The organism is Streptomyces sp. NPDC021093, assembly GCF_044333135.1.
GTDB lineage: Bacteria > Actinomycetota > Actinomycetes > Streptomycetales > Streptomycetaceae > Streptomyces.
The window spans coordinates 243,153-269,146 of record NZ_JBIRQJ010000001.1 but is presented as its reverse complement, the minus strand read 5'-3'; the positions used below and the strand labels follow the sequence as shown (position 1 = coordinate 269,146).

Annotated in this window: 23 protein-coding genes and 2 pseudogenes; 13 read left to right on the top strand and 12 right to left on the bottom strand. The window is 71.3% G+C overall.

Annotated elements, in window-relative coordinates:
* The first annotated feature begins 11 nt into the window (after positions 1-11).
* The 4 genes from ACH4SP_RS01215 (at position 12) to ACH4SP_RS01200 (ending at position 4,851) form a co-directional block, all read left to right on the top strand.
* On the top strand, positions 12-803 hold the full coding sequence (locus ACH4SP_RS01215; RefSeq protein WP_398408092.1) for an alpha/beta fold hydrolase: 792 nt from the start codon (positions 12-14) through the stop codon (positions 801-803).
* 267 nt (positions 804-1,070) lie between these two features.
* On the top strand, positions 1,071-1,394 hold the full coding sequence (locus tag ACH4SP_RS01210; RefSeq protein ID WP_398408091.1) for a hypothetical protein: 324 nt from the start codon (positions 1,071-1,073) through the stop codon (positions 1,392-1,394).
* A 96-nt stretch (positions 1,395-1,490) separates the two neighbouring features.
* The gene (locus tag ACH4SP_RS01205; RefSeq protein WP_398408090.1) at positions 1,491-3,752 is read left to right on the top strand and encodes a DUF6571 family protein; all 2,262 of its coding nucleotides are present in this window, start codon (positions 1,491-1,493) and stop codon (positions 3,750-3,752) included.
* Positions 3,753-3,819: 67 nt separating this feature from the next.
* Positions 3,820-4,851 carry a hypothetical protein gene (locus tag ACH4SP_RS01200; RefSeq protein WP_398408089.1) on the top strand — a complete coding sequence of 344 codons (1,032 nt, stop codon included), beginning with the start codon at positions 3,820-3,822 and terminating at the stop codon, positions 4,849-4,851.
* Positions 4,852-4,885: 34 nt separating this feature from the next.
* On the opposite strand, the gene ACH4SP_RS01195 is transcribed toward ACH4SP_RS01200, so the two are convergent.
* Entirely contained in the window at positions 4,886-5,566 is a 681-nt protein-coding gene (locus ACH4SP_RS01195; protein WP_398408088.1) for a sirohydrochlorin chelatase, read from the bottom strand.
* Between the two features lie 8 nt (positions 5,567-5,574).
* The gene (locus ACH4SP_RS01190) at positions 5,575-6,735 is read right to left on the bottom strand and encodes a uroporphyrinogen-III synthase (RefSeq protein ID WP_398408087.1); all 1,161 of its coding nucleotides are present in this window, start codon (positions 6,733-6,735) and stop codon (positions 5,575-5,577) included.
* Between the two features lie 182 nt (positions 6,736-6,917).
* On the opposite strand from ACH4SP_RS01190, the gene ACH4SP_RS01185 reads away from it, so the two are divergent.
* Genes ACH4SP_RS01185 through ACH4SP_RS01165 form a run of 5 tightly spaced genes read left to right on the top strand, consistent with a single transcriptional unit; the run spans position 6,918 to position 14,783 of the window.
* Positions 6,918-9,194: a molybdopterin oxidoreductase family protein gene (locus tag ACH4SP_RS01185; RefSeq protein ID WP_398408086.1), complete on the top strand. Its 2,277-nt coding sequence runs from the start codon at positions 6,918-6,920 to the stop codon at positions 9,192-9,194.
* Entirely contained in the window at positions 9,191-10,435 is a 1,245-nt protein-coding gene (locus ACH4SP_RS01180) for an NAD(P)/FAD-dependent oxidoreductase (RefSeq protein WP_398408085.1), read from the top strand. The genes ACH4SP_RS01185 and ACH4SP_RS01180 overlap by 4 nt, the downstream gene beginning before the upstream one ends.
* 41 nt (positions 10,436-10,476) lie before the next feature.
* Positions 10,477-13,011, top strand: a complete 2,535-nt coding sequence (gene nirB / locus ACH4SP_RS01175; protein ID WP_398409471.1) for a nitrite reductase large subunit NirB — start codon at positions 10,477-10,479, stop codon at positions 13,009-13,011.
* Positions 13,008-13,421 (top strand): nitrite reductase small subunit NirD, encoded by a 414-nt coding sequence (gene nirD, locus ACH4SP_RS01170; RefSeq protein ID WP_398408084.1) that lies wholly within the window; start codon positions 13,008-13,010, stop codon positions 13,419-13,421. The genes nirB and nirD overlap by 4 nt, the downstream gene beginning before the upstream one ends.
* Positions 13,422-13,433: 12 nt before the next feature.
* The gene (locus ACH4SP_RS01165; RefSeq protein WP_398408083.1) at positions 13,434-14,783 is read left to right on the top strand and encodes a nitrate/nitrite transporter; all 1,350 of its coding nucleotides are present in this window, start codon (positions 13,434-13,436) and stop codon (positions 14,781-14,783) included.
* 17 nt (positions 14,784-14,800) lie between these two features.
* On the opposite strand, the gene ACH4SP_RS01160 is transcribed toward ACH4SP_RS01165, so the two are convergent.
* The 3 genes and pseudogenes from ACH4SP_RS01160 to ACH4SP_RS01150 all read right to left on the bottom strand — a co-directional run bounded on the left by ACH4SP_RS01160 (position 14,801) and on the right by ACH4SP_RS01150 (position 16,670).
* Positions 14,801-15,610: a hypothetical protein gene (locus ACH4SP_RS01160; protein WP_398408082.1), complete on the bottom strand. Its 810-nt coding sequence runs from the start codon at positions 15,608-15,610 to the stop codon at positions 14,801-14,803.
* Between the two features lie 227 nt (positions 15,611-15,837).
* A pseudogene (locus tag ACH4SP_RS01155) lies at positions 15,838-16,128 on the bottom strand (GNAT family N-acetyltransferase); the annotation flags it as partial.
* Between the two features lie 59 nt (positions 16,129-16,187).
* Positions 16,188-16,670 (bottom strand): MarR family winged helix-turn-helix transcriptional regulator, encoded by a 483-nt coding sequence (locus ACH4SP_RS01150; protein WP_398408081.1) that lies wholly within the window; start codon positions 16,668-16,670, stop codon positions 16,188-16,190.
* 110 nt (positions 16,671-16,780) lie between these two features.
* Here ACH4SP_RS01150 and ACH4SP_RS01145 point away from each other — a divergent pair, with 110 nt between their 5' ends.
* Positions 16,781-17,125 (top strand): EthD domain-containing protein, encoded by a 345-nt coding sequence (locus tag ACH4SP_RS01145; protein WP_398408080.1) that lies wholly within the window; start codon positions 16,781-16,783, stop codon positions 17,123-17,125.
* 252 nt (positions 17,126-17,377) lie between these two features.
* Complete coding sequence (locus tag ACH4SP_RS01140; RefSeq protein WP_398409469.1) at positions 17,378-18,130, top strand: dioxygenase; 753 nt, start codon at positions 17,378-17,380, stop codon at positions 18,128-18,130.
* Between the two features lie 63 nt (positions 18,131-18,193).
* On the opposite strand, the gene ACH4SP_RS01135 is transcribed toward ACH4SP_RS01140, so the two are convergent.
* The 6 genes and pseudogenes from ACH4SP_RS01135 to ACH4SP_RS01110 form a co-directional block, all read right to left on the bottom strand.
* The gene (locus ACH4SP_RS01135) at positions 18,194-18,592 is read right to left on the bottom strand and encodes a discoidin domain-containing protein (protein WP_398409467.1); all 399 of its coding nucleotides are present in this window, start codon (positions 18,590-18,592) and stop codon (positions 18,194-18,196) included.
* A 21-nt stretch (positions 18,593-18,613) separates the two neighbouring features.
* A pseudogene (locus ACH4SP_RS01130) lies at positions 18,614-18,739 on the bottom strand (alpha-L-fucosidase); the annotation flags it as partial.
* A gap of 15 nt (positions 18,740-18,754) precedes the next feature.
* Complete coding sequence (locus ACH4SP_RS01125) at positions 18,755-19,867, bottom strand: alpha-L-fucosidase (protein ID WP_398408078.1); 1,113 nt, start codon at positions 19,865-19,867, stop codon at positions 18,755-18,757.
* Between the two features lie 752 nt (positions 19,868-20,619).
* Positions 20,620-20,754: a hypothetical protein gene (locus ACH4SP_RS01120; protein WP_398408077.1), complete on the bottom strand. Its 135-nt coding sequence runs from the start codon at positions 20,752-20,754 to the stop codon at positions 20,620-20,622.
* A complete protein-coding gene (locus ACH4SP_RS01115) occupies positions 20,751-21,839 on the bottom strand; it encodes a mandelate racemase/muconate lactonizing enzyme family protein (RefSeq protein ID WP_398408076.1) in 1,089 nt (362 codons plus the stop codon). The genes ACH4SP_RS01120 and ACH4SP_RS01115 overlap by 4 nt, the downstream gene beginning before the upstream one ends.
* The gene (locus ACH4SP_RS01110) at positions 21,836-23,407 is read right to left on the bottom strand and encodes a sugar porter family MFS transporter (RefSeq protein WP_398408075.1); all 1,572 of its coding nucleotides are present in this window, start codon (positions 23,405-23,407) and stop codon (positions 21,836-21,838) included. Before ACH4SP_RS01110 ends, ACH4SP_RS01115 begins: the two co-directional genes overlap by 4 nt.
* On the opposite strand from ACH4SP_RS01110, the gene ACH4SP_RS01105 reads away from it, so the two are divergent.
* Positions 23,392-23,715 carry an L-rhamnose mutarotase gene (locus tag ACH4SP_RS01105; protein WP_398408074.1) on the top strand — a complete coding sequence of 108 codons (324 nt, stop codon included), beginning with the start codon at positions 23,392-23,394 and terminating at the stop codon, positions 23,713-23,715. The two genes, ACH4SP_RS01110 and ACH4SP_RS01105, sit on opposite strands and share 16 nt — an antisense overlap.
* 40 nt (positions 23,716-23,755) lie before the next feature.
* Positions 23,756-24,418, top strand: a complete 663-nt coding sequence (locus tag ACH4SP_RS01100; protein ID WP_398408073.1) for a GntR family transcriptional regulator — start codon at positions 23,756-23,758, stop codon at positions 24,416-24,418.
* 57 nt (positions 24,419-24,475) lie between these two features.
* Here the strand turns inward: ACH4SP_RS01100 and ACH4SP_RS01095 are convergent, their stop codons facing one another.
* Positions 24,476-25,921 (bottom strand): alpha-L-fucosidase, encoded by a 1,446-nt coding sequence (locus tag ACH4SP_RS01095; RefSeq protein WP_398408072.1) that lies wholly within the window; start codon positions 25,919-25,921, stop codon positions 24,476-24,478.
* Positions 25,922-25,994: the final 73 nt, after the last annotated feature.

Genomic DNA, 25,994 nt, shown 5'->3' with positions numbered 1-25,994 from the left:
CGAGAGTAGAAATGCCCTACGCGTTCGTCGACGGCACCCGGCTCTACTACGAGGACCACGGCGCCGGCCGCCCCCTGGTGTTCCTGCACGGCTGGGGCACCAGTGGGCGGGTGTGGGACGGCCAGACCGCCGACCTGAGGGCCGATCACCGTGTGATCACCGTCGACTGGCGGGGCTGCGGTCGCTCGGACCGGCCCGCCACCGGCTACACCATCGCCGGGATCACCCACGACATCCTGGAGTTCGTCGACGCTCTGGCACTGGACGAGCCGGTGCTGATCGGATCGTCCATCGCGGGGGCGTTCACCGTCGAGGCGGCCCTGGCCGCTCCGGACAAGATCGGTGCGATCGTCCCCGTCGACGCCGGCCTCCACCACTTCTCCGGGATGCGGGAGTCGATGGACAGGCTGCTGGCGGAGCTGCGCGCCGACCGGGCGGGCACCCTCGCCGACTTCGTCCCGCACTGGTACCGCCCCGGTGCGGACACCGCGACGATCGACCGGACGGTCCGCGAGCTCCTGGAGTCGACCCGCCGCATCGACCGACTCGTCGTCGACCAGGCCGACTACGACCCGCGCGGTCGGCTGGGCCGGGTGCGCGTGCCCACCACGTTCCTGCACGGTGAACTCGACACCGAGGTCCCGCTCGCCATTCCCCGCGAGTGCGCGAGCCTGATCCCCGGTGCCCGGCTGACGGTCATCGAGGGCGCAGGGCACATGTCCCAGCAGGACCAGCCCGAACGCTTCAACCGGGCGCTTCGCGCAGCCCTGCACCAGACGGCCCCCGCACCTGCCGCACCGTGACCCGCCGACGGGCGGAACCGGTCTGCGCGGGATGTTCACACTCGGTGACATGGTCTCCGCAGCAGCTCCGCAGGCTAGGAAGATCACCTTGTTAACTTGCGGTTCTGACCTTCGAGTTCGACGTCCGGTGCTTGGTGACGAGCGTACGGACCGCAGGTGCACGTGATGTACGGGGAGAGGGGCTTCACCATGGCGTTGGACGGCACGCTACCGGGGCCGGGCGGCGGGCCCGCCGGGCCCTTGGGGCCGAGTGGAGGGCTGCCGAACATGGCTTCGTCACCCGCCAGGAAGCGCGCCGCCGCGAACGCGCTCCAGGAGCACATCGAACCGGACACCCGCAAGGCGGGCGACCACGCCGATCAGGAGACCGGGACCGCGGTGAAGGCGTTCGACGCCAAGGACGGGCACGGCTGGCTGACCTCGGCGGGCCTCAGGAAGGTCAACAAGGCGTGGGAGAAGCAGGTACGGGGCCTGATGAGCCGGCTGGGTTCGGAACGTACCGCACTGCGCAGCACGAACCTGCTGCTCACCGGCACCGATCTCGGGGTGGGCGGGGACATCCGGCCGCCGTCGGCAATCGACCGGCTCTGAGCCAGGCTCCAGCCGACGGCCGACGGCCGAAAGGTGCCAAGCGCCAAGCGCCAAGTACCAAGTGCCCGCTTCAGTTTCAGCGTCTCCGGGGGAAGCATGCCGACGTACCACGAGATCATGACCACCGAGCTCTCCGCGCTCACCACCGCCGCCACCCGATGGGACGGCATGGCCGGTGAGTTCAAGAAGCAGGAGCTGGCCTACCGGCGGGACGTGTACGGCGTCTCCCTGGGGGAGACCTGGCAGGGGCTCAGCGCCGACGCGGCCCACAGCCGCTTCGGCGTCACCCTCAGGGAGTTCCGGTACGCCAGGAAAGAGGCCAAGGCGGTGGCCGACCTGCTCCGGGACGCGCACACCCGGTTCGTCGAGCTGCGCGGCAAGCTCCAGAGCGCCCGGCGGGAAGCGGTCGAGGCCGGGATGAAGGTCTCCGACCAGGGGGTCGTCACCTTCGACTCCGAGAAGCTGACCGCCTCCGAGCTCAGCGCCATGCAGCACGATCCCGACTACCAGCAGGCCATGCACAAGTCGGTCAACTCCTGGCAGCAGCTCATCGACCAGGCGGTACGGGCCGTGAACGACGCCGACAAGGGGACCGAGATCGCGCTCCGGGCCGTCGTCGTCGACTCCAAGCCCCTCGACGGCACGACGAACGGCTTCAACTCCGGCGCCCAGGGCGACATCGAGAAGTACGAGGCCCAGGCGCTCAAGGACATCGCGGAGCGGGTCAGTTCCGGCAAGGCCACCGACCAGGACCTCCAGGAGGCCCAGCGGTCCTTCCGGGACAACGCCAAGGACGAGGTGTTCGGCCGGACCCTCCTCAGCAGCCTGGGCGCCGAAGGAACCCTGAAGTTCAACAACTCGCTCACCGACCTGGGGCATTCCGGCGACAGCCACAACAAGGACTACCTGGGACTGCAGAAGGGGCTGGCGACCACGCTGGCCACCGCGACGCAGAACCCGAACTCGGCCTTCTACGACAAATTCCGTACGCAGATGCAGTCGGCCGGGGTCAAGCAGTACGACCTCGACGTCGCCGGGAACAAGATCGACGTCGGCCACGGGCACGGCCAGAAGGCACGCGGCTACCAGAGCCTGGTCACCCTCATGCAGCAGGGCGGCGGCTACTCCGACAGGTTCCTGCACGACACCGCGAACGACATCCGCAAGGCCGAGGACAAGGACAAGGGCGGCGACCCGGACATCTGGGACCTGCGCGGCGACTTCGGCGACAACAAGAAGACCGGGAAGAACGACAGCTGGTTCGCCAACGACCCCCTGGACGGAGTCCTCGGCATCATGGCGAAGGACCCGGCCGCCGCCACCGCCTACCTCGACCCCGGCCCGCACGAGAAGAACGACAACCTCAAGTACCTGCTGGACAAGCGGGACTGGGACCTGGCCGACACCAGGGAGTACCTGCGGGTCGAGACCGCGGGCAAGGACGTCGCCGAGCACGACGTCCGCCAGGGCTTCGGCGCGGCGCTCGAAGCCGCCGCCACCGGCCACCAGCCCGGCACGGAACACAAGCTGGGCGGCCACGGTCTGGAGCAGGCCCGGGTGATGAACGAGACCATCGGCGTGCTGAACGAGTCGGGGCACGCGGACAAGCTCCCCGCCAACCTCCAGAAGCCCCTCGCGAACATGCTGACGGACTACACGCCCGACAGCCACCAGATCCTCGGCATGGACAACGTCACCTACAACGGCAAGGACGAGGTCTGGAAGGACGAGGACGGCACGGTCCGGATGGCCGTGCCCAAGGACGATCTGGTGAAGGTCATGCGGGGCGCGGCGGACGACCCCGAGGCCTTCGGCCAGATGTACCGGGCCGAGAAGCAGTACTCCCAGGACCTCTTCACCGGCATGCCGAACGACTCAGGGAGCGACAGCACGCGGGCGCGCATCCAGGAGACGTCGGCGGCCCTCGGCGCGTACGACGGAGTGCGGTCGGACGTCGTCTTCGACAAGCGCTTCAACAACACCCAGTGGGCGAACGACTTCAACCACGCGCTCACCACGTCCTCGGGAGCGGCACTGACGTTCGTGGGTGCGGCGTACGGTCCTGCCGCGCCGGCGGCGATCGCTCCGACCGGCGACATCGTCAACAGGGTGGTCGACTTCGTGTCGTACGAGGCGACGAAGGAACGCATCGCGGAAGCGAACCTGGAAGCGACCAAGGAGAACGCCCGGATCTTCAACGCGGGGCAGCTGGAGGTCGACGGCATGGTCGCGGCATGGGCCAAGTCCCACGGGCACGAGCCGCAGGACGACTTCGTACGGAACCTGGTCGGCCACGGTCAGGGGAACTACGAGAAGGGGAGGGACGGAGCGCTCCGCGCGATGCGACCGGACTTCTGACCGGCACCGCGCCACACCGGCCCCGCCCCCCTCACACGCACTACCAGAGCGGACCGAACCACCTCTCATGCACTCCACAGCTCACCGCATCCGCCCGGCCAGGGTCGCCATCGGCGCCCTCGCCCTCGTCGTGCTGGCCGCCGGTGCCCTCTACTTCTCCGGTACGTACGACCGCTGGCTGACGCCGGATCCGGCGAGCGCCTGTGCGGGGACGCTGGACCGGCCCGCCCTGCGTGAAGTACTCACCGGCGATGCCGCCAAAGAGATCGAGTACACCGCCCCGGTGCGGCCCGGCAGCCTCACCCAGTGCGTGGTCATGGGCGACGGCCCTGCCGCGGCCCGCTCTGTGTGGGTCGATGTGCGGTGGGGCAGCAAAGCCGACGCGCAGTCGCTCGGGGGCACGGTCGGCGGGGAAAGGATCCACCCGGTGAACGGCTGGCCCGCCGTGGTCGCCGGTTCCACCGCCACGGTCAATCTGCCGTGCCTCGACCGCAAGGACGAGAGCCTTCTCGTCGACGTCTCACTGATGGGCGTCAAGACGCTCGACAAGTGGAAGGTCCGTACCGAACTGGCGAGCTTCTCCGTGAAGTCCGCGGAGCGTGCGGCGAAGCAGTTCGGCTGCGCGATCTCCCCGGGGCCCGAGGTCAAGGACGTGGAGAAGGAGCCCCGCAATTCCGACGCCGTTCCACTCGCCGGGGCACAGGGGACATGCGCCCCGCTGCGCCCCCTGAAATCCGCCGCCGCGCAGGCCGGTGCCACCTTGGCCCTGGAAGAACCCGCAGAGAAGAACGCCCCGCTCACCGAGTGCACCCTCCTCACGTCGAAGCACCAGTTGGGGTACGAGCTGGCCGCCACTTTCGGGCCGTACGCGAAGGCCTTCCGGAACACCAGTACCGCGAACCCACAGTTCCAGCAGTACTTTGGAGCCCAGAACGACTATGCATCGGCCACCGCCCGGTGCCCGGGCTCGCCCGAGCGCGCCCTGTTCACGCTCAGGCACAGGGGCAAGCCCGACCCCGCCTTCGAAGCCGCCGCTCTCAAGGCCTTCGCCACCGACGCGGCGAAGCAGCACGGCTGTACGGACCTGCGGCTGCCGTAGGGCAGTTGTCACCCGTTCACAGGGGCGGACGGGCTCACCGACCGGAACTCGCCCCGTCGTACCGGTCCAGGATCAGCCGGGCCACCGCCCCGTGTGCGCCCAGCGGGGCGGACGTCACCGTTCCGGTGCCGGACGCCGCCTTGCGGGCGAAGAAACCCGGGGTCATCAGATAGCTCGCCACCGCCACGTCCCGGTACCCCTCCGCGTGCAGCGCCGCCACCGCGGCGGCCGGGGTCGGGGCGCCGCCGCACAGATAGGAGGGGATCGCGGGGCGGCCGAGGCGGCGGGTGAGGAGGGTGGCCATGGTGGCGGTCGCGGCCCGGGACGTCGGGTCGCTGGAGCCTGCGGAGGCGAGTACGACGGGGCCGCGGGCAGGAGCGCGTACCTCCGCCAGCCGGTCCGCGAGCGCGGACGCGAGCAGCGGGTGCGGGCCCAGTGCGCGCGAGATCCGCGCCCGTACGTGCGGGGCGGCGGCCAGCGCGTCCGGGATGTCCACCCGGATGTGGAAGCCCGTGCCGAGGAGGAGGGGGACCAGGACGACCTCCCCCGAGAGCCCGGCGAGCACGTCCGAGAGGTGCGGGCGGGCCACGTCCACGTACGCGAGGACCACGGACAGCCCTGGCCGCAACTCCCGCACCCGGTCGAGGAGTTCCTCGGTGGCGGCGGTGCCCGCCGGGTCCCGGGTGCCGTGCGCGACGGCGAGGAGAGGGGGCATCGGCCGGCTCACCTGGGGTCCACCGCCAGCCGGTACCCCCGCTTGGTGACCGTACGGACCAGTGAGGAGTACGGGCCGAGGGCGGTCCGCAGCCGGGCCACCGCCGCCTCCACCATGTGCTCGTCGGTGGGGCGCGGCGTACGGGGGTCCGCGGCCCAGGCGCGCCGCAGCAGCTCGGCGCGGCTGAGGACCGTGCCGGGGCGCCCGGCCAGTGCCTGCAGGATCGCGGCGGGGAGCGGGGTGAGGAGGACCGTTCCCGACGGGCCGGACACCGACGCCCCCTGGAGGGTCAACTGCACGCCATCGAAGGTGAGTTCGCGGCGGTGGCGGGCGGGAAGCTGCTGGTCCAGGGTGCGTACGAGCGCGCCGAGCCGGCCCCGCTCCGGCCACACGCACGGTACGTCCGCCGCCAGCAGCGGGCGGGCGCACACCGGGCCGATGCAGGCCGCCAGGACGTCCGTACGGAGCGCGGTGAGGAGCTGCTCGCGGCGGCCCGTCTCCTGCGCCGCCGCCAGGAACGCCTCGATCGCGGGGGCGCTCGTGAAGGGCAGCGCGTGCACCTCGCCCCGTACCGTCGACTCCACCAGTCGGCGCACCGCTTCGGGGTCCGCCGCCGGACCCCACCGGTACACCGGCACCTCCACCACCTCCGCGCCGCGGGCCCGCAGCGCGGCCGTGAACTCCGGGAGCGGCGCCCCGTGTTCCTGGACCGCGACCCGTTTCCCGGCCAGTTCGTGGTCGAGCAGCCAGGCCAGCATCTCGTCGACGGCCTCGGAAGCGGGTGCGTAACTCTCGCGCAGCCCGGACGCCCGGATCGCGCCGGTCGACTTCGGGCCCCGGCTGATCACCGTCGCTTCCCGGCACGCGTCGACGAGGCGCGCGCCCGTACCCCAGCCCTCCGCCGCGCTGATCCAGCCGCGCCAGCCGACACCGGTCGTGGCGACCACGTAGTCCAGCGGCGCGGACAGGCACGACTCGGTGGCCTCCCGTACGACCGAGTCGTCATCGAGCGGGACGATCCGCAGGGCCGGAGCGGAGACGACCTTCGCGCCGCGCCGTCGCAGCAGGGCTTCGAGTTCGTCCCGGCGGCGGTCGGCGGTCACACCGACCGTCAGTCCGGCCAGTGAGCCCTCCGGCGGAGCAGGGGTGGGGGGCATCGCGGTAGTCATGGCCCGACAGTGACCGAGAGTTGTTAAGCCCCTGTTGCCGACTCGTCTCCTGGGAGTTAGCCCTGCGCTACGGGCGTGTGTCCGGCACCTCGCGCGCTGACCTGCGGAGAGTGAGCGGTCCTTACCGTCCGCGCAACGCACGGGACGTGGGCGCGTAACGGCGCGCGGGCACGGTGGGGCCCATGAACGCGACCACGGCGGCCACCCCCGGTGCACTCGTCCCCGGTGCACTCGTCGACACCCACTGCCCGTACTGCTCGCTGCAGTGCGGGATGCGGCTGCGCCCGGCCGGAGAATCGGCGGAGCAGCCGGTGGAGATCGTCGAGCGGCCCGACTTCCCCGTCAATCAAGGGGCCCTGTGCGGCAAGGGCCACAGCGCCGCCGCCGTCCTCGCACCCGGCGTCCGGCTCACCACGCCTCTCGTACGGGACGGCAGGGGAGGGCCGCTGCGCGAGGCGACCTGGGACGAGGCCCTCGACCGGGCGGCGGAGGCCTTCGTCTCCGCCCGCGCACGGTACGGCCGGGACTCCGTCGGAGTGTTCGGCGGCGGCGGGCTGACCAACGAGAAGGCGTACCTGCTCGGCAAGTTCGCCCGGGTCGCATTGCGTACGGCCAACATCGACTACAACGGCCGCTTCTGCATGTCGTCCGCGGCCGCCGCCCACCGCAACGCCTTCGGCCTCGACCGGGGCCTGCCCTTCCCCCTCGCGGACGTGGCGCGCACCGGCTGCGTGATCCTCGTCGGCAGCAACCTCGCCGACACGATGCCGCCCGCCGTCCGCTATCTGCGTGAAATGCGGGAAGGCGGCGGCAAGTTGATCGTTGTCGACCCGCGCCGCACCCGCACGGCCGACCTCGCCGACCTCCACCTGGCCCCCGCCCCCGGCACCGACCTGGCACTCGCCCTCGGGCTCCTGCACCTGGTCATCGCGGGCGGACACGTCGACGAGGAGTTCGTCTCCTCCCGTACGAGCGGTTACGATGCGGCCCGCGCGGCCGCGATGGCGCACTGGCCCGAGCGGGTGGAGGCCCTCACGGGCGTACCGGTGTCCCAACTCCGGCGCACCGTCGAGCTGTTCGTGGGTGCCGGGACCGGGATGGTGCTCACCGCACGCGGCCCCGAGCAGCAGTCCAAGGGCGTCGACACGGTCGGCGCGTGGATCAACCTGAGCCTGGCGACGGGCCGGGCCGGGCGCCCGCTGTCCGGATACGGCTGCCTCACCGGGCAGGGTAACGGCCAGGGCGGACGCGAGCACGGCCAGAAGGCCGACCAGCTGCCCGGCTACCGGTCCATCACCGACCCGGCCGCCCGCGCCCACGTCGCCGGGGTGTGGGGCGTCGACCCCGCGGACCTTCCGGGTCCGGGCGTCTCCGCGTACGAACTCCTCGACGCGCTCGGCACCGAGGGCGGAGTGCGCGCACTGCTGCTGATGGGCTCCAACCCGGTCGTCTCCGCCCCGAACGCCCGCCACGTCACCGAGCGGATCCGGGCACTCGACGCGCTGGTGGTGTGCGACGTCGTCCTCTCCGAGACCGCCGCACTCGCCGACGTCGTCCTCCCCTCCGCGCAGTGGGCCGAGGAGACCGGCACCATGACCAACCTGGAGGGCCGCGTCATCCTCCGGCAGGCGGCGGTACGCCCGCCGGGCCAGGTGCGCACCGACCTCCGGATCCTGCACGGACTCGCGGCGCGGCTGGGGTGGGAGAAGGGGTTCCCGTACGACGCGGAGGAGGCCTTCACCGAACTGCGCGAGGCATCGGCGGGGGGCCAGGCCGACTACTCGGGCATCAGCTACGAGCGCATCCGAGCAGAGGACGGCGTCTTCTGGCCGTGCCCGGCCGTGCCCCTTCAGGGGCGCGGGGAACTGCGCGACCAGCCACGACGCACCCGCACGACGACCACCAGCCCCGCGGCAGCGCCTGCGGCGGAGCCGCGAAGTGTCACAGCGGGAAGGGGCGGGGAGGGGCAAGCGCCGCAGGCAACGGCAACCACCCACCACCCCGGTACTCCCCGCCTCTTCCTCGACCGGTTCGCCACCCCGGACGGCCGGGCCCGTTTCGCGGACGTCTCGCACCGGCCCGCCGCCGAGGAGCCCGACGCCGAGTACCCCCTCCACCTCACCACCGGCCGCGTCCTCGCCCAGTACCAGAGCGGCGCCCAGACCCGCCGCACGCCCGCGCTGAACAGCGCGGCCCCCGGCCCGTTCGTCGAGCTGCACCCCCGCCTCGCCTCCCGACTGGGCGTCGCGGAAGGGGAGTTGCTCGCCGTCACCAGCAGGCGCGGCCGGGCCACCGCCCCCGCACGCATCACCACGGGCATCCGCCCGGACACGGTGTTCATGCCGTTCCACTGGGCGGGCGACGGCCGAGCGAACTCGCTCACCAACCCGGCGCTGGATCCGCAGTCGCGGATGCCGGAGTTCAAGGTGTGCGCGGTGAAAGTGGAGAAGGCATCGTGACGACACGCATCGCCGTGGTCGGCGCGGGCATGGCCGCCGCCCGCCTCGCCCAGCAGGCACTGGCCCAAGCCCCCTCCGGTGCACTGGAGTTCACGCTCCACGGCAACGAGCCGCACGCCCCCTACAACCGCGCCCTCCTCGCCGGCGTCCTCGACGGCCGGTACACCCCGGACGCGCTCACCCTCCCGACCGGCGGTGCCGCCGTCCGTACGGGCGCGGAGGTCGTCGCCCTCGACACGGCGGCCAGGACGCTGCGTACGGACACGGGGGAGACGGCGTCGTACGACGTCCTGGTCCTCGCGACCGGCGCGAACCCGGTACTGCCGCCCGTCAAGGGCCTGCACGCAGAACCGGCTGCCGGATCCAGGGGTGACGGGCGCGAGCTCAAGGACGGCGTCCACGCCTTCCGCTCCCTCGCCGACTGCGTAGCTCTCGCGGACGCGGCCCGCGGCGCGAAGCGGGCCGTCGTCATCGGCGGCGGCGTACTCGGCGTGAGCGCCGCTCGGGCGCTCGCCGCACTCGGCGTGCTGGTCGAAGTGGTGCACCAGGGCCCGCATGTGATGGAACGTCATCTCGACGAAGAGGCCGGAGCCACCGTCCGCCGCGCTCTCGAAGGCATGGGCGCCGCCGTCTACCCCGGCAACCGAGCCCGAGCCGTCCACGGCACCGCCACCGTCACCGGCGTCGAACTCGCCGGAGGCCATGTCCTCGACTGCGACCTTGCCGTCCTCACCTGCGGTGTCCGCCCCCGCACCGGGCTCGCCCGCGCCGCCGGGATCGACGTCCGGCGCGGCGTCGTCGTCGACGACCGCCTCGCCACCTCCGCACCCCACGTGTACGCGATCGGCGACTGCACCGAACACCGGGGCGCCGTCCACGGTCTGACCGGACCCGCCTGGGCGCAGGCCGACGTGCTGGCCGCCCGGCTCTCCGGGGCCGGCCCGGACGCGCTCTACACCGGGGCGCACGGCATGTCCCGGCTCACCGCGGGCGCCCTCGAGATCGCCGCGTTCGGCGAGGTCGCGGACACCGACGGGGACGCGCTGCGGCTCGCCGACGGGACGCGGGGCGCCTACGGCTCGTACAAGAAGCTCGTGATGCGCGGCGACCGGCTGGTCGGCGCGATCCTCGTCGGCGACCTCGCCCCGATCGGCGAACTCACCCGCACCTACGAGAGGGGCGAGCCGCTGCCGTCGCGCCCCCTCGACCTGCTCACCCCCATCGAAGGAGCCCTCCAGTGACGGAAAAAGACGCCCGGCAGCTGGTCCTCGTCGGCCACGGCATGGTCGGCCAGCGCTTCCTCGAAGCGTTCGCCGAGCGCGGCGGGCACGCGCCCGCGTGGCGGATCACCGTCCTCGCCGAGGAGCCCCGACCCGCGTACGACCGGGTCCACCTCACCTCGTGGTTCTCCGGCACCACCGCCGACGAACTCTCCATGTGGGAAGGGGAGTTCGGCGAGAAGCACGGCATCGACCTGCGGCTCGGCGACCCCGCCGAAGCGATCGACCGCGCGGCGCGCACGGTCACCGCCCGCTCCGGAGAGGTCTTCCCTTACGACGCGCTGGTGCTGGCCACCGGCTCGTACCCCTTCGTGCCGCCCGTCCCCGGGCACGACGCGGCCGGCTGCTTCGTCTACCGGACCATCGAGGACCTGGAGGCCATCCGGGCGGCTGCCGACAGTGCCCGGGTCGGCGCCGTCGTCGGCGGCGGACTGCTCGGCCTCGAAGCGGCGGGCGCGCTGCGCGCGATGGGACTCGACACGCACGTGGTGGAGTTCGCCCCGCGTCTGATGGCCCTCCAGGTCGACGAGGGCGGCGGCGCCGTACTCCGGGACAAAATCCAGGAGTTGGGCGTCACCGTGCACACCGGCGCGGGCACCCAGACCGTCGAGACCGGCGCCGAAGGCGCCGTCACCGGCATGGTGCTCTCCAACGGCGCGACCGTCGACACCGACCTCGTCGTCTTCTCGGCGGGCGTACGACCCCGGGACCAGCTCGCCCGCGACTGCGCGCTGCCCGTGGGCGAGCGCGGCGGCATCGTCGTCGACCCCGGCTGCCGGACCGCCGACCCCGCGATCTGGGCGATCGGCGAGTGCGCACTCGCCTCCGACGGCCGGGTGTACGGGCTGGTGGCACCCGGATACCAGATGGCCGAGGCGGTGGCGAAGCAACTGACCGAGGAAGAAGGCGAGTTCACGGGCGCCGACCTCTCCACCAAGCTCAAGCTGCTCGGTGTCGATGTCGCCAGCTTCGGCGACGCGCACGGCACCACCGCCGACTCCCTCGAAGTGCTGTACGCCAACAGCCGCGAAGGCGTCTACAAGAAACTCGTCATCGGCGCCGACGGCGCGCTCCTCGGCGGCGTCCTGGTCGGCGACACCGACTCGTACGACCTGCTGCGCCCGCTCGCCCTGTCCGGCGCGCCGCTCACAGCCCCGCCCGAGCAGCTCGTCCTGCCCGCCTCGATCGGCGCGGCACCCGGACCGATCGCCCTCCCCGACGAGGCCGTGGTCTGCTCCTGCCACAACGTCACCAAGGGCGCCATCCTCTCGGCCGTCGCCGACGGCGGCTGCGCGGACGTACCCGCCGTGAAGAAGTGCACCCGCGCGGGCACCGGCTGCGGCTCGTGCGTCAAACTCCTCGGCACGCTCGTCGCCGAAGAACTCACTTCGCAGGGCGTCGAGTTGAGCCGCGGGCTGTGCGCGCACTTCACACACACCCGGGCCGAGCTGTACGAGATCGTGCGCGTCAAGGGCCTCACCACCTTCGCGCAGCTCATCGACGAACACGGGCAGCCGGAGTCCGGGGGAGAGGGCTGCGAGGTCTGCAAGCCCGTCGTCGGCTCCGTCCTCGCCTCCCTCAGCCCGGCCCTCGGAGTCTCCGGGCACATCCTGGACGGCGAACAGTCCGCCCTCCAGGACACCAACGACCACTTCCTCGCCAACCTCCAGCGCAACGGCTCCTACTCCGTCGTCCCCCGCATCCCCGGCGGTGAAGTCACCCCCGCCGGGCTCATCACCATCGGCGAGATCGCCCGCGACTTCGGCCTCTACACGAAGATCACCGGCGGTCAGCGGATCGACATGTTCGGTGCATCGGTCGACCAACTCCCCGTCATCTGGCGGCGGTTGGTGGACGCGGGCTTCGAGTCGGGCCACGCGTACGGAAAGTCGCTGCGCACGGTCAAGTCCTGCGTGGGGCAGACCTGGTGCCGGTACGGCGTCCAGGACTCCGTGGCCCTCGCCATCGAGCTGGAGCTCCGCTACCGGGGCCTGCGCGCCCCGCACAAGCTCAAGTCGGCGGTCAGCGGCTGCGCCCGCGAGTGCGCCGAGGCACAGAGCAAGGACTTCGGCGTCATCGCCACCTCGGCCGGCTGGAACCTCTACGTCGGCGGCAACGGCGGCATGACCCCCCGCCACGCCGACCTGCTGCTCACCGACGCCGACTACGACACCCTGCTGCGGACCATCGACCGCTTCCTGATGTTCTACGTGCGCACCGCCGACCGTCTTGAGCGCACCGCGCCCTGGATCGAGCGCATGGAGGGCGGGCTCGACCACCTCCGTGCCGTCGTCGTCGACGACTCGCTCGGCATCTGCGCGGAGCTGGACGAACTGATGAGCCGTCACATCACCTCGTACGAGGACGAATGGCGCGCCACCCTCGACGACCCCGACCGTCTCGCCCGCTTCGTGTCCTTCGTCAACGCACCCGGCACGCCTGACCCGACGATCCGTTTCGTACCGGAGCGCGAGCAGATCCGCCCCGCCGACACGTTCGTCGCGGGCGCCACCCTGGAAGTGAGGTCCCTCGTATGAGCACCGCAGCTGTGGGCTCCGCAGCCATGAGCGCTCCCCTTGTCGCGTCGGCGATGGTCGAAGTGGCCGTCGGGGACGAGTGGTTCCCCGTCTGCCCGTACGACTCCCTCGTCCCCGGCCGGGGCGTCGCCGCCCTCGTCGGCGGCGAGCAGATCGCCCTCTACCGGGACCGCTCCGGCACCGTCCACGCCGTCGGCAACCGCGATCCCTTCAGCGGCGCGCACGTCATCTCGCGCGGGCTGCTCGGCAGCCGCGGCGGCGTGCCCGTCGTCCTCTCCCCGATGTACAAGCAGGCCTTCGACCTGCGCACCGGCGTCTGCCTCGACGACGAAGAGACCCCGGACGGCGGTCCGGCAGCGCTGCCGGTCTGGCCGGTACGTACCAACTCACCTGCCCCGTACGGAAGTTAGGCGGCCTTCTCCATGACCACCACCGTCCGTCCCCCGCAGAGCACCCGCACCCGCACTCGTCCTCCGCTGGAGGACTGGCAGCCCGAGGATCCCGCCTTCTGGGCGGCCACCGGCGCGAAGGTCGCCCGCCGCAACCTCCTCTTCTCGGTGCTCTCCGAGCACATCGGCTTCTCCGTGTGGAGCCTGTGGTCGGTCCTCGTCCTCTTCCTCGGCCCCGAGTACGGCATCGACCCGGCCGGCAAGTTCGTCCTCACCGCCGTGCCCACTCTGCTCGGCGCCGCGCTCCGCCTCCCGTACACCTTCGCCGTGGCGATCTTCGGCGGCCGCAACTGGACCGTCATCAGCGCACTCGCCCTCCTCCTCCCCGCCCTGCTCACCGCCTACGTCCTCGAACCGGGCGTTTCCTATACGACCCTGCTCTGGGTGGCCGCCGTAGCGGGCATCGGCGGCGGCAACTTCGCCTCCTCGATGGCCAACATCAACGCCTTCTACCCCCAGCACCTCAAGGGTCGCGCACTCGGCATCAACGCGGGCGGCGGAAACCTGGGCGTACCGGCGGTACAGCTGCTCGGCCTGCTGGTGCTGGCGACGGCCGGATCCCAACACCCGCGCCTCGTACCGCTGTTGTACGTCCCGCTGATCGTGCTCGCGGCGGTGGCCGCCGCCCTCCGGATGGACAACCTGCCCGCGCTGCGCAACGACCGGGGCGCCCTGCGCGAGGCGTCCCGCGAGCCGCACACCTGGGTGATGTCGCTGCTCTACATCGGTACCTTCGGCTCCTTCATCGGCTTCGGCTTCGCCTTCGGGCAGGTGCTGCTGGTGCAGTTCCACGCGGACTTCCCGACCGCGGTCAGCGCCGCGTACCTGACCTTCCTCGGACCGCTGCTGGGGTCCCTCGTCCGGCCGGTCGGCGGGGCGCTGGCCGACCGGTGGGGCGGGGCGCGGGTCACCTTCTGGAACTTCGTGGCGATGGCGGCGGGCGCGCTGCTGGTGCTGCTCGCCTCACGGGCGGGGTCGCTGCCGCTGTTCCTGACCGGCTTCGTCGCCCTCTTCCTCTTCTCGGGGGTCGGCAACGGCTCCACGTACAAGATGATCCCCGGCATCTTCCACGCGAAGGCGGAACGCGAAACGGCGGCGGGGGCGGACCCGGCCGAGGCCGGGAACCGCTCCCGCCGCCGGGCGAGCGCCGTGATCGGCATCGCGGGCGCGGTGGGCGCGCTGGGCGGGGTGCTGGTGAACATCGCGTTCCGGCAGTCCTTCCTCACGGAGGGGACGGGCGACGCGGCGTACCTGGCGTTCCTCGCGTACTACGTGCTGTGCCTGGTGGTGACTTGGGGCGTCTACCTGAGGCGACGAGGCTGAGCTGCCCGGCCCTCGTGTCAGCTCTCGCTGCGGCGGCCGCGCAGCACGGCGAAGCCGAGTCCGGCCGCACCGGCGGCGGCCAGTCCGCCGCCGGCCGCGAGGAGAGTGGGGTCGGTCCCCTGCGAGGACGCGCCGACGTTCTCGGCACCGGCCTTGACGCCGCCCTTGGGTATGACCTTCTGGCCGGACGCGGGGTGCACGGGCTGTGCGGGCTGCACGGGCCGGACCTGCTTGTGCGCGTGGTTCGTGTGGGTGTGCGTGTCCTTGTGCGGCTGGGGCTTCGGCTTGGGCTGGGGCTTCGGCTTGTCGACCGGGTTGATCCAGGACACGACGTTGCCGTCCGGGTTCAGCACCACGAACATCCCGTTCAGCTCACCCTTGGCAGGCTTCCCGTCGGTGCTGACGAGGGTGCCCACCTCGGAGCCGTTGGCCGTGACGACGGCCTTGTAGGAGTTCTCGCCGGTCTTGTAGACCTTGGCGGTGGAACCGTCGACGAGCTTCACGGAGCGGACGAAGGACGGCTGAGGAGTCTTGTCCTTGCTGTCCTTGCTGTCCTTGCCGTCCGTGGTGCCCTTGTCCTTGTCCGTGCCCTTGTCCTTCTGCCCGTCCTGGTCGCCCTTCGACTGGTCCGTCCCCGTGTCCTTGCTGTCCTTGTCGGGGGTGGTGCCCGTGTCGTCCTTGCCGCCGTTGTCCGGCGTGCTGACCGTGTCGTCCTTGGGCGCGGGGGCACCGTCGTCCGCGAACGCGGCACCCATCGGAAGGGCGAAGGCCACAGTCACACCGGTGGCGACGGCGGCGGTACGGAGGGTGCTGCGGCTGATGCTCATGGGAATGGCGCTCCACATTCTTCGTGCGGTGTCGTGCTGTGTCCTGCTGACACCGACGAAGCTACGGACCCCATATGTGGGCCATCCATCGAGAATGTAACGAAACTCACCAAAACGCCCATCATGCATGTAACCGGGCCGGGGTGCGAGCGAAGGGGGCGCCGTCGGTCACCGACGGCGAAGCGGGTTCAGCATCACGTGCTCTCTGGTCACGCCGTCGGGCAACGGTCCCCTACCCCGCGGCCCCGTGCCCGGGAGCTGACCCACACCGACCTCAGTTCGTACGCACCGCTGCCTCCGGGGAGGCCTGCGGCCATCCCGGCCGTTCGGCCGTCCAGCAACGCGACGATGTTGTAGGCGCCGGGCATCGCCAGGCGTGCACGCCACTGCTCCTCCCCACCGCTGTGCCAGTCCGCGAGCCGCGCCTTGAAGGCGTGCGGGGACTCGCCCAGCGCGGCGAGGCGGGTGTCCCGCCACAGTGGCCAGTCGGTTGCCGTGAGAACCCGCAGCTGCACCATGGCGGCAATTCTGCCGTGCCGCTCGTGGGGCTCGTGGGGCGTGCCTGCGGAGGGTTCACTCACCCGGTGGGGCCGCCTCCCGCCTCCCGTCGCAAGGTCTCGGCGACGCTGGAGAGTGCTGTGGCGAGGTGGCGGCGCTGTGCGGCGGTGAGGGGGTCGAACACGAGTCGGCGCACCTGCGCCACATGCCCCGGTGCGCTGTCGGTCAACTTCTGCCGGCCGCTGTCGGTCAGCGTGGCCAGGGTGTAGCGACCGTCGCTCGGGTCGGTTCGGCGAACGGTCCACTTCCGTGCCTCGAAGCGGTCCATCAGCTTCGACAGCCGCGGGAGGGTGCTGTCGCACTCCCGGGCCAGTTCGCTGAACCGCATGGTGGCCTGCTGTGCCATCGACAGCCGGGCGAGCACGCCGTACTCGAAGTTCGAGATGCCCACGTCGCGCTGCAGCTGCCTGTCCAGGGCCGCGGGCAGCGCGATCACGACGGTGAGAAGGTCCTGCCAGAGTTCCTGCTGCTCGCTGTCGAGCCACGGTGACGGTTCATCCATGAGATTCATTCTACTTGCCCAGGCAAGAGATATCTGTTGCCTGGGCAAGTCAATGTGGTCTACCTTTTGAGTTGCCCAGGCAAGTCAAAAGTGGCCTCAAGGAGTCCTCTGTGATCAAGCTCAGCATCTTCCTGACCCGGCGGGCGGACCTCTCCCACGAGGAGTTCGTGGACTACTGGACGCAGAAGCACACCCCGCTGCTCTCCGGCCTGCCCGCCGGAGCGGTCCCGGTCCGGCGCTACGTCCAACTCCTGCCCACCGGCGACGAGATACCCGGCATCAGCACCGCCGACTACGACGGTGTCGCCGAGGTGTGGGTCGACGACATCGCCGACGCCGCCCGCTGGTTCACCTCCGACACCTACACCACGACCGTCGCCGCGGACGAGGAGAACTTCCTGGACCGCTCCCGGACCCGCTTCCTCTACGCGACCGAGAGCACGATCTTCGGCTGAGCACCGCGAGCCGCGAGCCGCGAGCCGCGAGCCGCCAGGCACAGGTGAATCGCGCGGAACAAGTCCCGGGCGGCCCGACGATCAGGCCGCCCGGGCCACGCCCGCCCCCTGCTCGGTAAGGAGTGACACACCATGACCACCACGCACGTCCCCGACATCCCCCGCATCCCGGCCGGGGCCTACGACGACCACCTCGCCCGGACCCTCTCTCCGGCCCGGGAACAGCAGCTCTGGGTCCCCTCCGACGGGGCACTGCCGAGCCTGTTCATCAGCCACGGAGCGCCCTTCACCCTCGACGATCCGCAGTGGCTCGACGACCTGTTCACCTGGGCGCACTCCCTGCCCAAACCGAAAGCCGTCGTGATCGTCTCGGCACACTGGGAGGACGCCCCGGCCGCGATCTCCGGCGCGGCGGCGGGCACCCCGCTCCACTACGACTTCAGCGGCTTCCACCCCCGCTACAAGACCCTGCCTTACGCGACCCCGGACGCGACCGACCTCGCCCGCCGGCTCGCGGCCGCGCTCGGTCCGACGAGCACGGTGCACGAGCACCCCGACAGAGGCCTCGACCACGGCGCGTTCATCCCCCTCATGGCCATGTATCCCGCGGCCGACGTCCCGGTCGTCCAGCTGTCGATGCCCAGCCTCGATCCCGCCGGCCTGCTCGATCTCGGGGCACGTCTGCGATCCCTGCGCGACGAAGGCGTCCTGGTCATCGGCTCGGGCTTCATGACCCACAGCTTCGCGGTCTTCCGCGACCCGGACCTCGCCGCACACACCGAAGCCTTCGACGAGTGGGCCGTCGACGCGCTCGGGCGGGGCGATGTCGATGCCCTCACCGACTACCGGCGCAAGGCTCCCGGTGCCTCGGTGGCCCATCCGACGGCCGACCACTACGTACCCCTGCTGGTCGCGGTCGGCGCCGCGAGCGACCCGAGCAGCGCCGTCAGTGCGATCGACCGGATGGTCATGGGCAATTCCACCCGCTCGGTGCAGCTGAGCTGAGGGGGCCGGATCGCCCGGGGCGGCGCCGTCGGCGCGAGCGGCCCGCCCCGCCGCGAACCGGAGTCAGACCGCCGAGCGGTACAGCCCGAACTGCGCCACGTTCACCGCCGCGCGCGATCCTGTGATCCGCAGGCGCCACCGCCGTGCGGTCACCGGTCCCGGCAGCAGCAGGATCCGGCCGGCCCCGATCACCCCCGTCTCGGCGACCTTCCGCCACGTACCGTCCGTCAACTCGGCCTCCACCAGCGCGTGTTCGACCTGCTGGCCCTGGCGGATGTCCTCGACGAGCCGGATCCGGTCGATCTGGCGGGTACGACCGAGATCGACGGTCAGCCTTCCTCTCGATGCGCCGGGGGCGACCCACGCCGTGTCCGGGTCGCCGTCCACGGCACGTGCCGGGCCGCACCCGTCGCCCCGGGCGCGCGCACCGCACGCCAGATCGCGCGGCAGCTCCCGCTCCACCCGCTCCCGGAACGCCCGCAGCGCCGCCACGTCCGCCTTTGGCAGCCGCCCCTGCTTGTTCGGCGGCACATTCAGCAGCAGCACCGCATTGCGCCCCACCGAACGGAAGTAGATGTCGATCAGCGCCTCGGTCGACTTCGGCTTCTGCTCCTCGTGGTAGAATCACCCCGGCCGGATCGACACGTCGCACTCGGCAGGCCACCACTGGAGGTACTGCGCGACCTCGCGCGCCTCGACCAGCGCGTCCCGGCTGCCCTGGTCGGGGGCGTCGTACGGCAGCGCGTAATCGGTCCGCCCGTACGCCCCCTCCGTCTCCTTCACCGGTACGGTGCTCCACTCGTTCTCGCGCGCCAGCCCGCCCTCGTTGCCGACCCAGCGCACGTCAGGGCCGCTGACGGCGACGGACGCCTTCGGGGCGAGCGCGCGGATCAGCGCGTACCAGCTGTCCCAGTCGTACTTCTCGACCTTGTCCGGTGGGATCCGGCCCTGTGCGCCGTCGAACCACACCTCGTCGACCGGCCCGTACTCGGTGAGGACCTCGTACAGCTGGTTGAGCATGTACGCGCCGTAGTCGGTGGCCGGGAGGTCGAAGCGGCGCAGCGCCGTGCCCGCCCGGTCGTCGCCCTCGACGAGCGTGGGGATCGAACGGGGCCTGCGCGCACTGCCGTTGGCGTACACGCCGTGCAGGAACTGGTTCTCGTCGGCGGGCGAGAGGTAGATGCCGACCTTGATGCCGTGGGCGTGCATGGAGGCGGTGAAGTTCCGCAGTACGTCGCCCCTGCCGCCCTGCCAGGTGGAGGAACGGACGCTGTGGGTCGTGTACCGGGACCGGCTGAGGACGAAGCCGTCGTGGTGCTTGACGGTGAGGACGGCCAGCTTGAACCCGCCGTCGCGCAGGGCGCGCGCCCACTGGTCGGTGTCGAGGCCGACGGGCTGGAAGAGGTTCGGGTCCTCGTCGCCGGTGCCCCACTCCAGGCCGGTGAAGGTGTTCACACCGAAGTGCAGAAAGGCCGTCCGCTCCAGCCGCTGCCAGGCCACCTGACGCTCGTCGGGACGCAACGCGCTTGCCTTGGCGACGAGTTGGCCGGGGGTGTCGGTGGGGTGCACGGGGATGCGGTACGAGGTCGGGCGGGTGGGCCGCCGGGTGGGGGTGGGTGCGGGGGTGGGTGCGGGCGGTGTGCGGCCCGCAGCGGCGGCGGGGCTGCCGGGAGCGAGAGCTGTCGCGGCGGCCGTGGCGGTGAATCCCGTGACGAAAATTCGTCGGCTGACGGACATGGCCAGGTCCTTCCGGAGAGGAGAGGGGGAGTGGCGCTGTACGTGGGAGAGGGATCGACTCCGTGCGATGCAGGATGCCCGAGACAGGCGCGAACCCTCCCGGGGCCGGTGCGATTTCGGGGCTCGGAGTCCAAGCACTCGGGACGGAAGTCCATGCGGAGGCATGTGGGGGAGTCCGTGCCCGAGGAGGCAATGCTGGGAGGCGGGAGGCGGGAGGCGGGAGGCGGGAGGCGGGAGGCGGGAGGCGGGAGGCGGGAGGTGTGGGAGGTGGGAGCCCGAGGGCCTGGGGTCGGGGGAGCGGGCGGGACCGGGCCAGGGGCAAGTGCCGTCGGCCGGGAGGGACGGTGGTCCGCCGGGCCATCCGAATGCACGGCACGTGCCGTATGCACGGCGGCACGTGCCGTGCCGGGACGCGCTACGGGACACGCCGTGCTGACAGGACGCTCGTGCTGGGCCGCGCGATGGCGCGTGCTGCGACGGGGCGCGCTGTGCCGTGCCGCGACGGGACGCGCGACTGCACGTGCCGCCCTGTCCCATCCGCCCTGTCCCGTCCGTGCCGTGCCGCCCCCGTGCCGCCCCCGTGCCGCCCCCGTGCCGCTCCCGCCCCCGTGTCGCTCCCGTCCCGTGCCGTTCTCGTCCCGTGCCGTCCCGTCCTGTCGCCCCGCGCCGCCCCGTCCCGTCCCGCGCCGCCCCGTCCCGTCCCGTGCCGTGCCGCGCCGGCACGCGTCGTGGCGTGCCACGACGTGACGGGGTCAGGGCGCATCGGGACGGGACTCGCCGGGAAGTCCCGTCATCCGCAGCGGCGGTGACGGTGTGTCCCGCTCTCCGCCCGCGGCGGCGACGGTGCGCCCCGCCATCCGCAGCTGCGGCGATGGTGCGTCCGTCATGCCGCCCTCCGCCCCTCCACCGCATCCTCGTCCCACTCGATTCCCAGCCCCGGTGCCTCCGGCGGGATCACGTGCCCGTCCTCGATGTGCAGCGCACTGTGCGTGATCGCGCCGAGTTGCGGGATGTGTTCGACGTACATTCCGGCGGGGACCGCGCAGGCGAGGCTCGTGTGGAGTTCCATCAGGAAGTGCGGGGCGACCTTCACGTTGAAGGCCTCCGCCGCGTGGGCGATCTTCAGCCAGGGGGTGATGCCGCCGACCCGGGCCACATCGGCCTGTACGATCCCGGCCGCGCCCGCCGACAGGTACTCCGCGAAGTGGCCCGCGCTGTACATCGATTCGCCCACCGCGACCGGGACCGTCGTGGCGCGGGCGAGCCGGACGTGGCCCGCGACGTCCTCCGCCGGGAGGGGTTCCTCGAACCAGGCGATGTCGAGCGGTTCGAAGGTACGGGCGCGGCGGATCGCCTCCGCCCCGGTGAGGGACTGGTTGGCGTCGACCATCAGCTCGAAGCGGGGCCCCACCGCCTCGCGCACGGCAGCGAGACGTTCCGCGTCCTCCACCGCGGTCGGCTTGCCCACCTTGAGCTTTGCGCCACGAAGTCCAGCTCGCTGGGCGGCAGTTGTGTTCTCGACGAGTTCCTCCTGGGTCAGGTGCAGCCAGCCGCCCTCGGTGTCGTACACCGGCAGGCTCGGATGCGCCCCGCCCGCCAGCCGCCACAACGGTTCGCCCGCGCGCAGACAGCGCAGGTCCCACAGCGCGGTGTCCACGGCGGCGAGCGCGAGCGACGTCAGCACGCCGAACGCGGTGGCGCGGGTGGCGGCCAGCATGCGTGCCCAGACCGCTTCGACGTTACGTGCGTCCTCGCCGAGTACCGTGGCGGCCAGGTGGTCGCGGATCAGGGCGAGTACGGAGGAGCCACCGGTGCCGATCGTGTAGGAATACCCGGTTCCGGAGAGCCCGTCGTCGGTCCGGACCGTGACCAGGATCGTCTCCTGGCGCACGAAGGTCTGGGCGGCGTCGGTGCGCAGGGTCTCCGGCTCGATGTGGACCAGCCTGGTGCCCACGTCGACGATCTTGGTCATACGGTCGTCACCTCGCTTTCTCGTGCGGTGCGTTCCCCGTCCCGGCGGCGCCAGTCGGCCTCGATGTCCTCCAGCGAACGGTTCGCCGTCTCCGGCACCTTGGCCAGCACGAAGGCCAGACCGAGTGCGGAGAGGACCGCGTAGATGCCGAAGACCCGGAAGCCGATCGCGGCCAGGACGTCAGGGAAGGTCAGGGAGAAGAGGAAGTTGAAGAGGTACTGGGTGAAGGTGACCACGCCCATGCCCAGCGCACGGGCCCGCAGCGGCAGGATCTCCGGGACGTACAGCCAGAACACCGGGCCGAGCCCGAAGCCGAACGCGAAGGTGAAGACGGAGACGCAGATCACGTCGAGCGTCGCGGAGTGCGGGAAGAGGGCGAGGAGGAGCAACGGCGGGATCTGGCCGCCGAGGCTCAGGGCGAGCATCTTCACCCGGCCGAGCCGGTCGATCAGGGGGAGGGAGAGCGCGGTGGAGACGACCAGCGCGCCGCCGACGCTGTAGTTGGCGATGACGCCGGTGGACGCGGAGTGGCCGGTGGCGTCGGCGAACACGGTGGGGGCGTAGTAGACGACCGCGTTGATGCCGGTGAACACCTGGAAGAAGGTCAGGGTTAGCCCGATGGCGAGGGCCCGCCGGTTGCGGTGCAGCAACTCCCGCAGTCCGGCCTCCTGTTGGCGCAGGCTCTGCCGGATCTCGGACGCCTCGGTGTCCGCCTCGGCGGGCGTGGCCCGCAGCCGCAGCAGTACGCTCCGGGCCTCGGCGTCCCGGCCGCGCAGGGTCAGCCAGCGCGGACTGTTCGGGCTGAGCAGCATCCCGGCCAGGAAGAGCACGGCGGGCACCGCGCCGAGCCCGAGCATCCACTCCCAGGAGCCGGAGGAACGCAGCGCGTCCCCGGTTCCGTACGCGATCAGGATGCCCACGTTGACGCTGAGCTGGTAGAGGGCGCTGATCATGCCGCGTACGCGTTTGGGGGCGAGCTCGGTCAGGTGGATCAGGCCGAACATGTTGGCCAGGCCGACCGCGAGCCCGAGTACGAAACGGGAGACGAGCAGGGCCGCCACGCTGGTGGACACCGCGCAGCCGACCGAGCCGACGATGAAGATCACGCCGGCCGCGATCAGCAGATGGCGGCGGTCGAACCGTCCGGCGGCGAGGGCGCCGGCGGCGATCGCGGGCAGCGCGCCGAGCAGGATCAGGCTGGTGACCAGGCCCTGCTGGGTGGAGGTGAGGCCGAACCGCTCGGTGGCGAAGGGCAGCGCGGTCGCGATGGCACCGGAGTCGAAGCCGTACAGCAGACCCGCCATGCCGCCGAGCACGGCGACCACCTTGACGAAGCGGGGGAGGGGCGGAGCGGGTGGTGCGGTCATGACGCCCTCCTGGGCAACCGACTTATTTCCTATAGGAAGTTGACGCGAGGGTGAGGCTAGCGGCGCGCACGGGCTCGGAGTCAACCCCTCGGACGTGAATCCCCGGCAACCTCGCGCCCTCTCCTCGCCCGCCCTCGCCGTATGCGCACTTTTCCTATACGTTCCGGAGCGGGAGGTGATCTCGCATGGAGCGGATCGCACAAGTCATCCGGGTCAGGCCCGAAAAGCTCGCCGAGTACCGGGAGTTGCACGCGGCGGTGCCCGAACCCGTCCTCGCCCGGCTGCGCGCCAGCCACATCGCCAACTACTCGATCCATCTGCTCGGCGACCGGCTCTTCAGCTACTTCGAGTACCACGGCGCCGATCTCGCCGCCGATCTCGCCGTGCTGGCCGACGACCCGGCCACCCAGGAGTGGTGGAAGCTCACCGACCCCTGCCAGGAACGCGTGCCGGAAGCCCGCGACGGCGAGTGGTGGGCGGCCGCGGAACAGGTCTTTCTCATGGAATGAGCCGATTCGCCGCAGTCAACTGCCCCTAGAGTTACGTCCCATGAGCGAGCGCCAAGTACTAGCCGACAGCGTCTACGAGGCCGCCAAGGCGATGGTCATGGACCACGAGATAGAGCCCGGCGCCCGCGTCGGCATCGAAACCCTCGCCCGTACGCTCCGGGTCTCGCCCACCCCGGTGCGCGAGGCCCTGGCCAGGCTGGAGTCCGACGGCCTGGTCACCAAGCGCTCCCTGGCCGGCTACCGGGCGACCGAACTCCTCACCCCGCAGGGCCTGGAGGAGCTCTTCGAGATGCGCCTGCTCCTGGAACCCCGGGCCGCCGCACTCGCCGCCGAGCACGCCACCGACGCCCAGCTCGACACCATAGAGAGCCTGGCGGAGGAGATGCGGGGCGCGCCCGAGTCCGGTGAACGCTTCGCCGACTTCCGGGAGTTCGTCGCCCTCGACCAGCGCTTCCACGACACGGTCGCGGCTGCGGCCGCCCGCCCGCTGCTCGCGGACGCGGTCGAACGCCTCCACTCCCATCTGCATCTGTTCCGCCTCAGCAGCATCCCGGGCGCGGGCCCGCAGACCCTGGCCGAACACGACAGGATCCTGCGGGCGGTACTGCGCCGCAGCCCGGAGCGGGCGGCGGAGGCGATGACCGACCACCTCACCAGGAGCCTGGAACGCCAGCGCGGGAGGCGGACGTCCCAGGGCTCCTGAAGGTGGCTGCTTCTGCCGCGGCGCGCGGCGGACGGCTTTGACGCGGCGCGCGCCGGGCTACCGCTTCGCTGCGGCCCCGATCTCCCGCAGCCGGTCCGCGTACGACTGCTCGATCTTCCCGTCCTTGCCCGGACCCACGTTGAGCAGGTACAGCCCGTTGCCCGCGTTGACCTTGTCGAGGTTCCCTGCGATGTCGACGGCGGGCTTGGGCGCCCCGGTGCCAGTCGTCCGGAACCACGTCGACCGGGTGTCGAGCGTGTCGGAGGCGTCGATCGGCTGCGGGTTGCCGGCCGGCGGCATGCCCTGCACCGGCACTTCGTACACGATCACGTCGGTGGTGTGCAGCGTCCCGAAGTGGTCGTTGTTGGCGACGACCGTGTCCGGCGAGAGCCGGCGGACGTGGTCACGTACGGGCCGGTACGGAATCTGCGCGTACGGAACCTGCCAGCCCCACCCGTCGAACCACAGGTAGTCGATCTTCCCGTACTTGGTGAGCAGCTCGCTCAGCTGCTTCTTCACCAGGTCGGTCGTCTCCCCGTTGTGCCGGTCCCAGATGGAGAAGTACAGCCCGACCTTGAGCCCGTTGGCCCGCATGGCGTCGACGTAACTCTTGACCACGTCGCCCTTGCCGTCCTGGTACGGACTGCTCGCCACGCTGTACGGGGACTGCTCCGTCGGCCAGAGCGCGAAGCCGTCGTGGTGCTTGGCGGTGAGCACGCCGAACTTCATCCCGGCGGACTTCATGGACCTGGCCCACTGGCCGGGATCGACCCCGGCCGTCGGGTTGAAGACGGCGGGCGGGGTCTGCGGGTCCGCCCACTGGGAATCCGTATAGGTTCCCATCCCGTAGTGCAGGAACATTCCGAACGGGTTCTGCTTCACCCACCGCTGGGCCGCGGCGGACGGCGACACCAACTCCGCGCCGAAGACCTGGACTTCGGCCAGCGAAAGGTATCCGCTGCCCGCCCGCTGGACCCGTAGGTAGCGCGTGGAACCGGTCAGGGGGACGGTCACCGACGCGGCGTCGAGACCGCTGACGTGCTGGGACCGTACGCCCGGGGTGTTCCGTGCCTCGTCGAGGCCGGCGGCGGTGATCGGCCGGTCCGAGGTCAGCACCCAGAAGTCGGAGAGCCGGTCGGTGCAGCAGTCCGTACGGTTCCAGAGCACCGCCCGGTCGGCCTGCTTGGCGGCACCGAGGTCGACCTGCCACCAGGGCTGATTCTGCTCGGCGGTGTGCGTGACGGAGTTCGCGGCGTAGTTGCCGTCGGCCTTCCCGTCGACGGCCCGGCTCGCGACGCCGTCGAAGCCGGTGCTGCTCTGGCTGGCGGTGGCGTTGAACGCGTGGTTACGGGGCTCGGAGCCCGGCGGAGGAGCGGGGGAGGAGGAAGAGGAAGAGGAGGAAGAGAGGGAAGAGGAGGAGGGTGCGCCGGTCGCGCCGGGGGCCGAGAGGCCGCCCAGCGCGAGTAATGCGGAGAGGGCGAGCAACACAGATGTACGTCTCATGACGGTGGCTGCCTCCGTGGGGACACATGCCCGTGGGGAAGGTAGGTGCCCATGGGGAAGTGCCCGAGGGGGA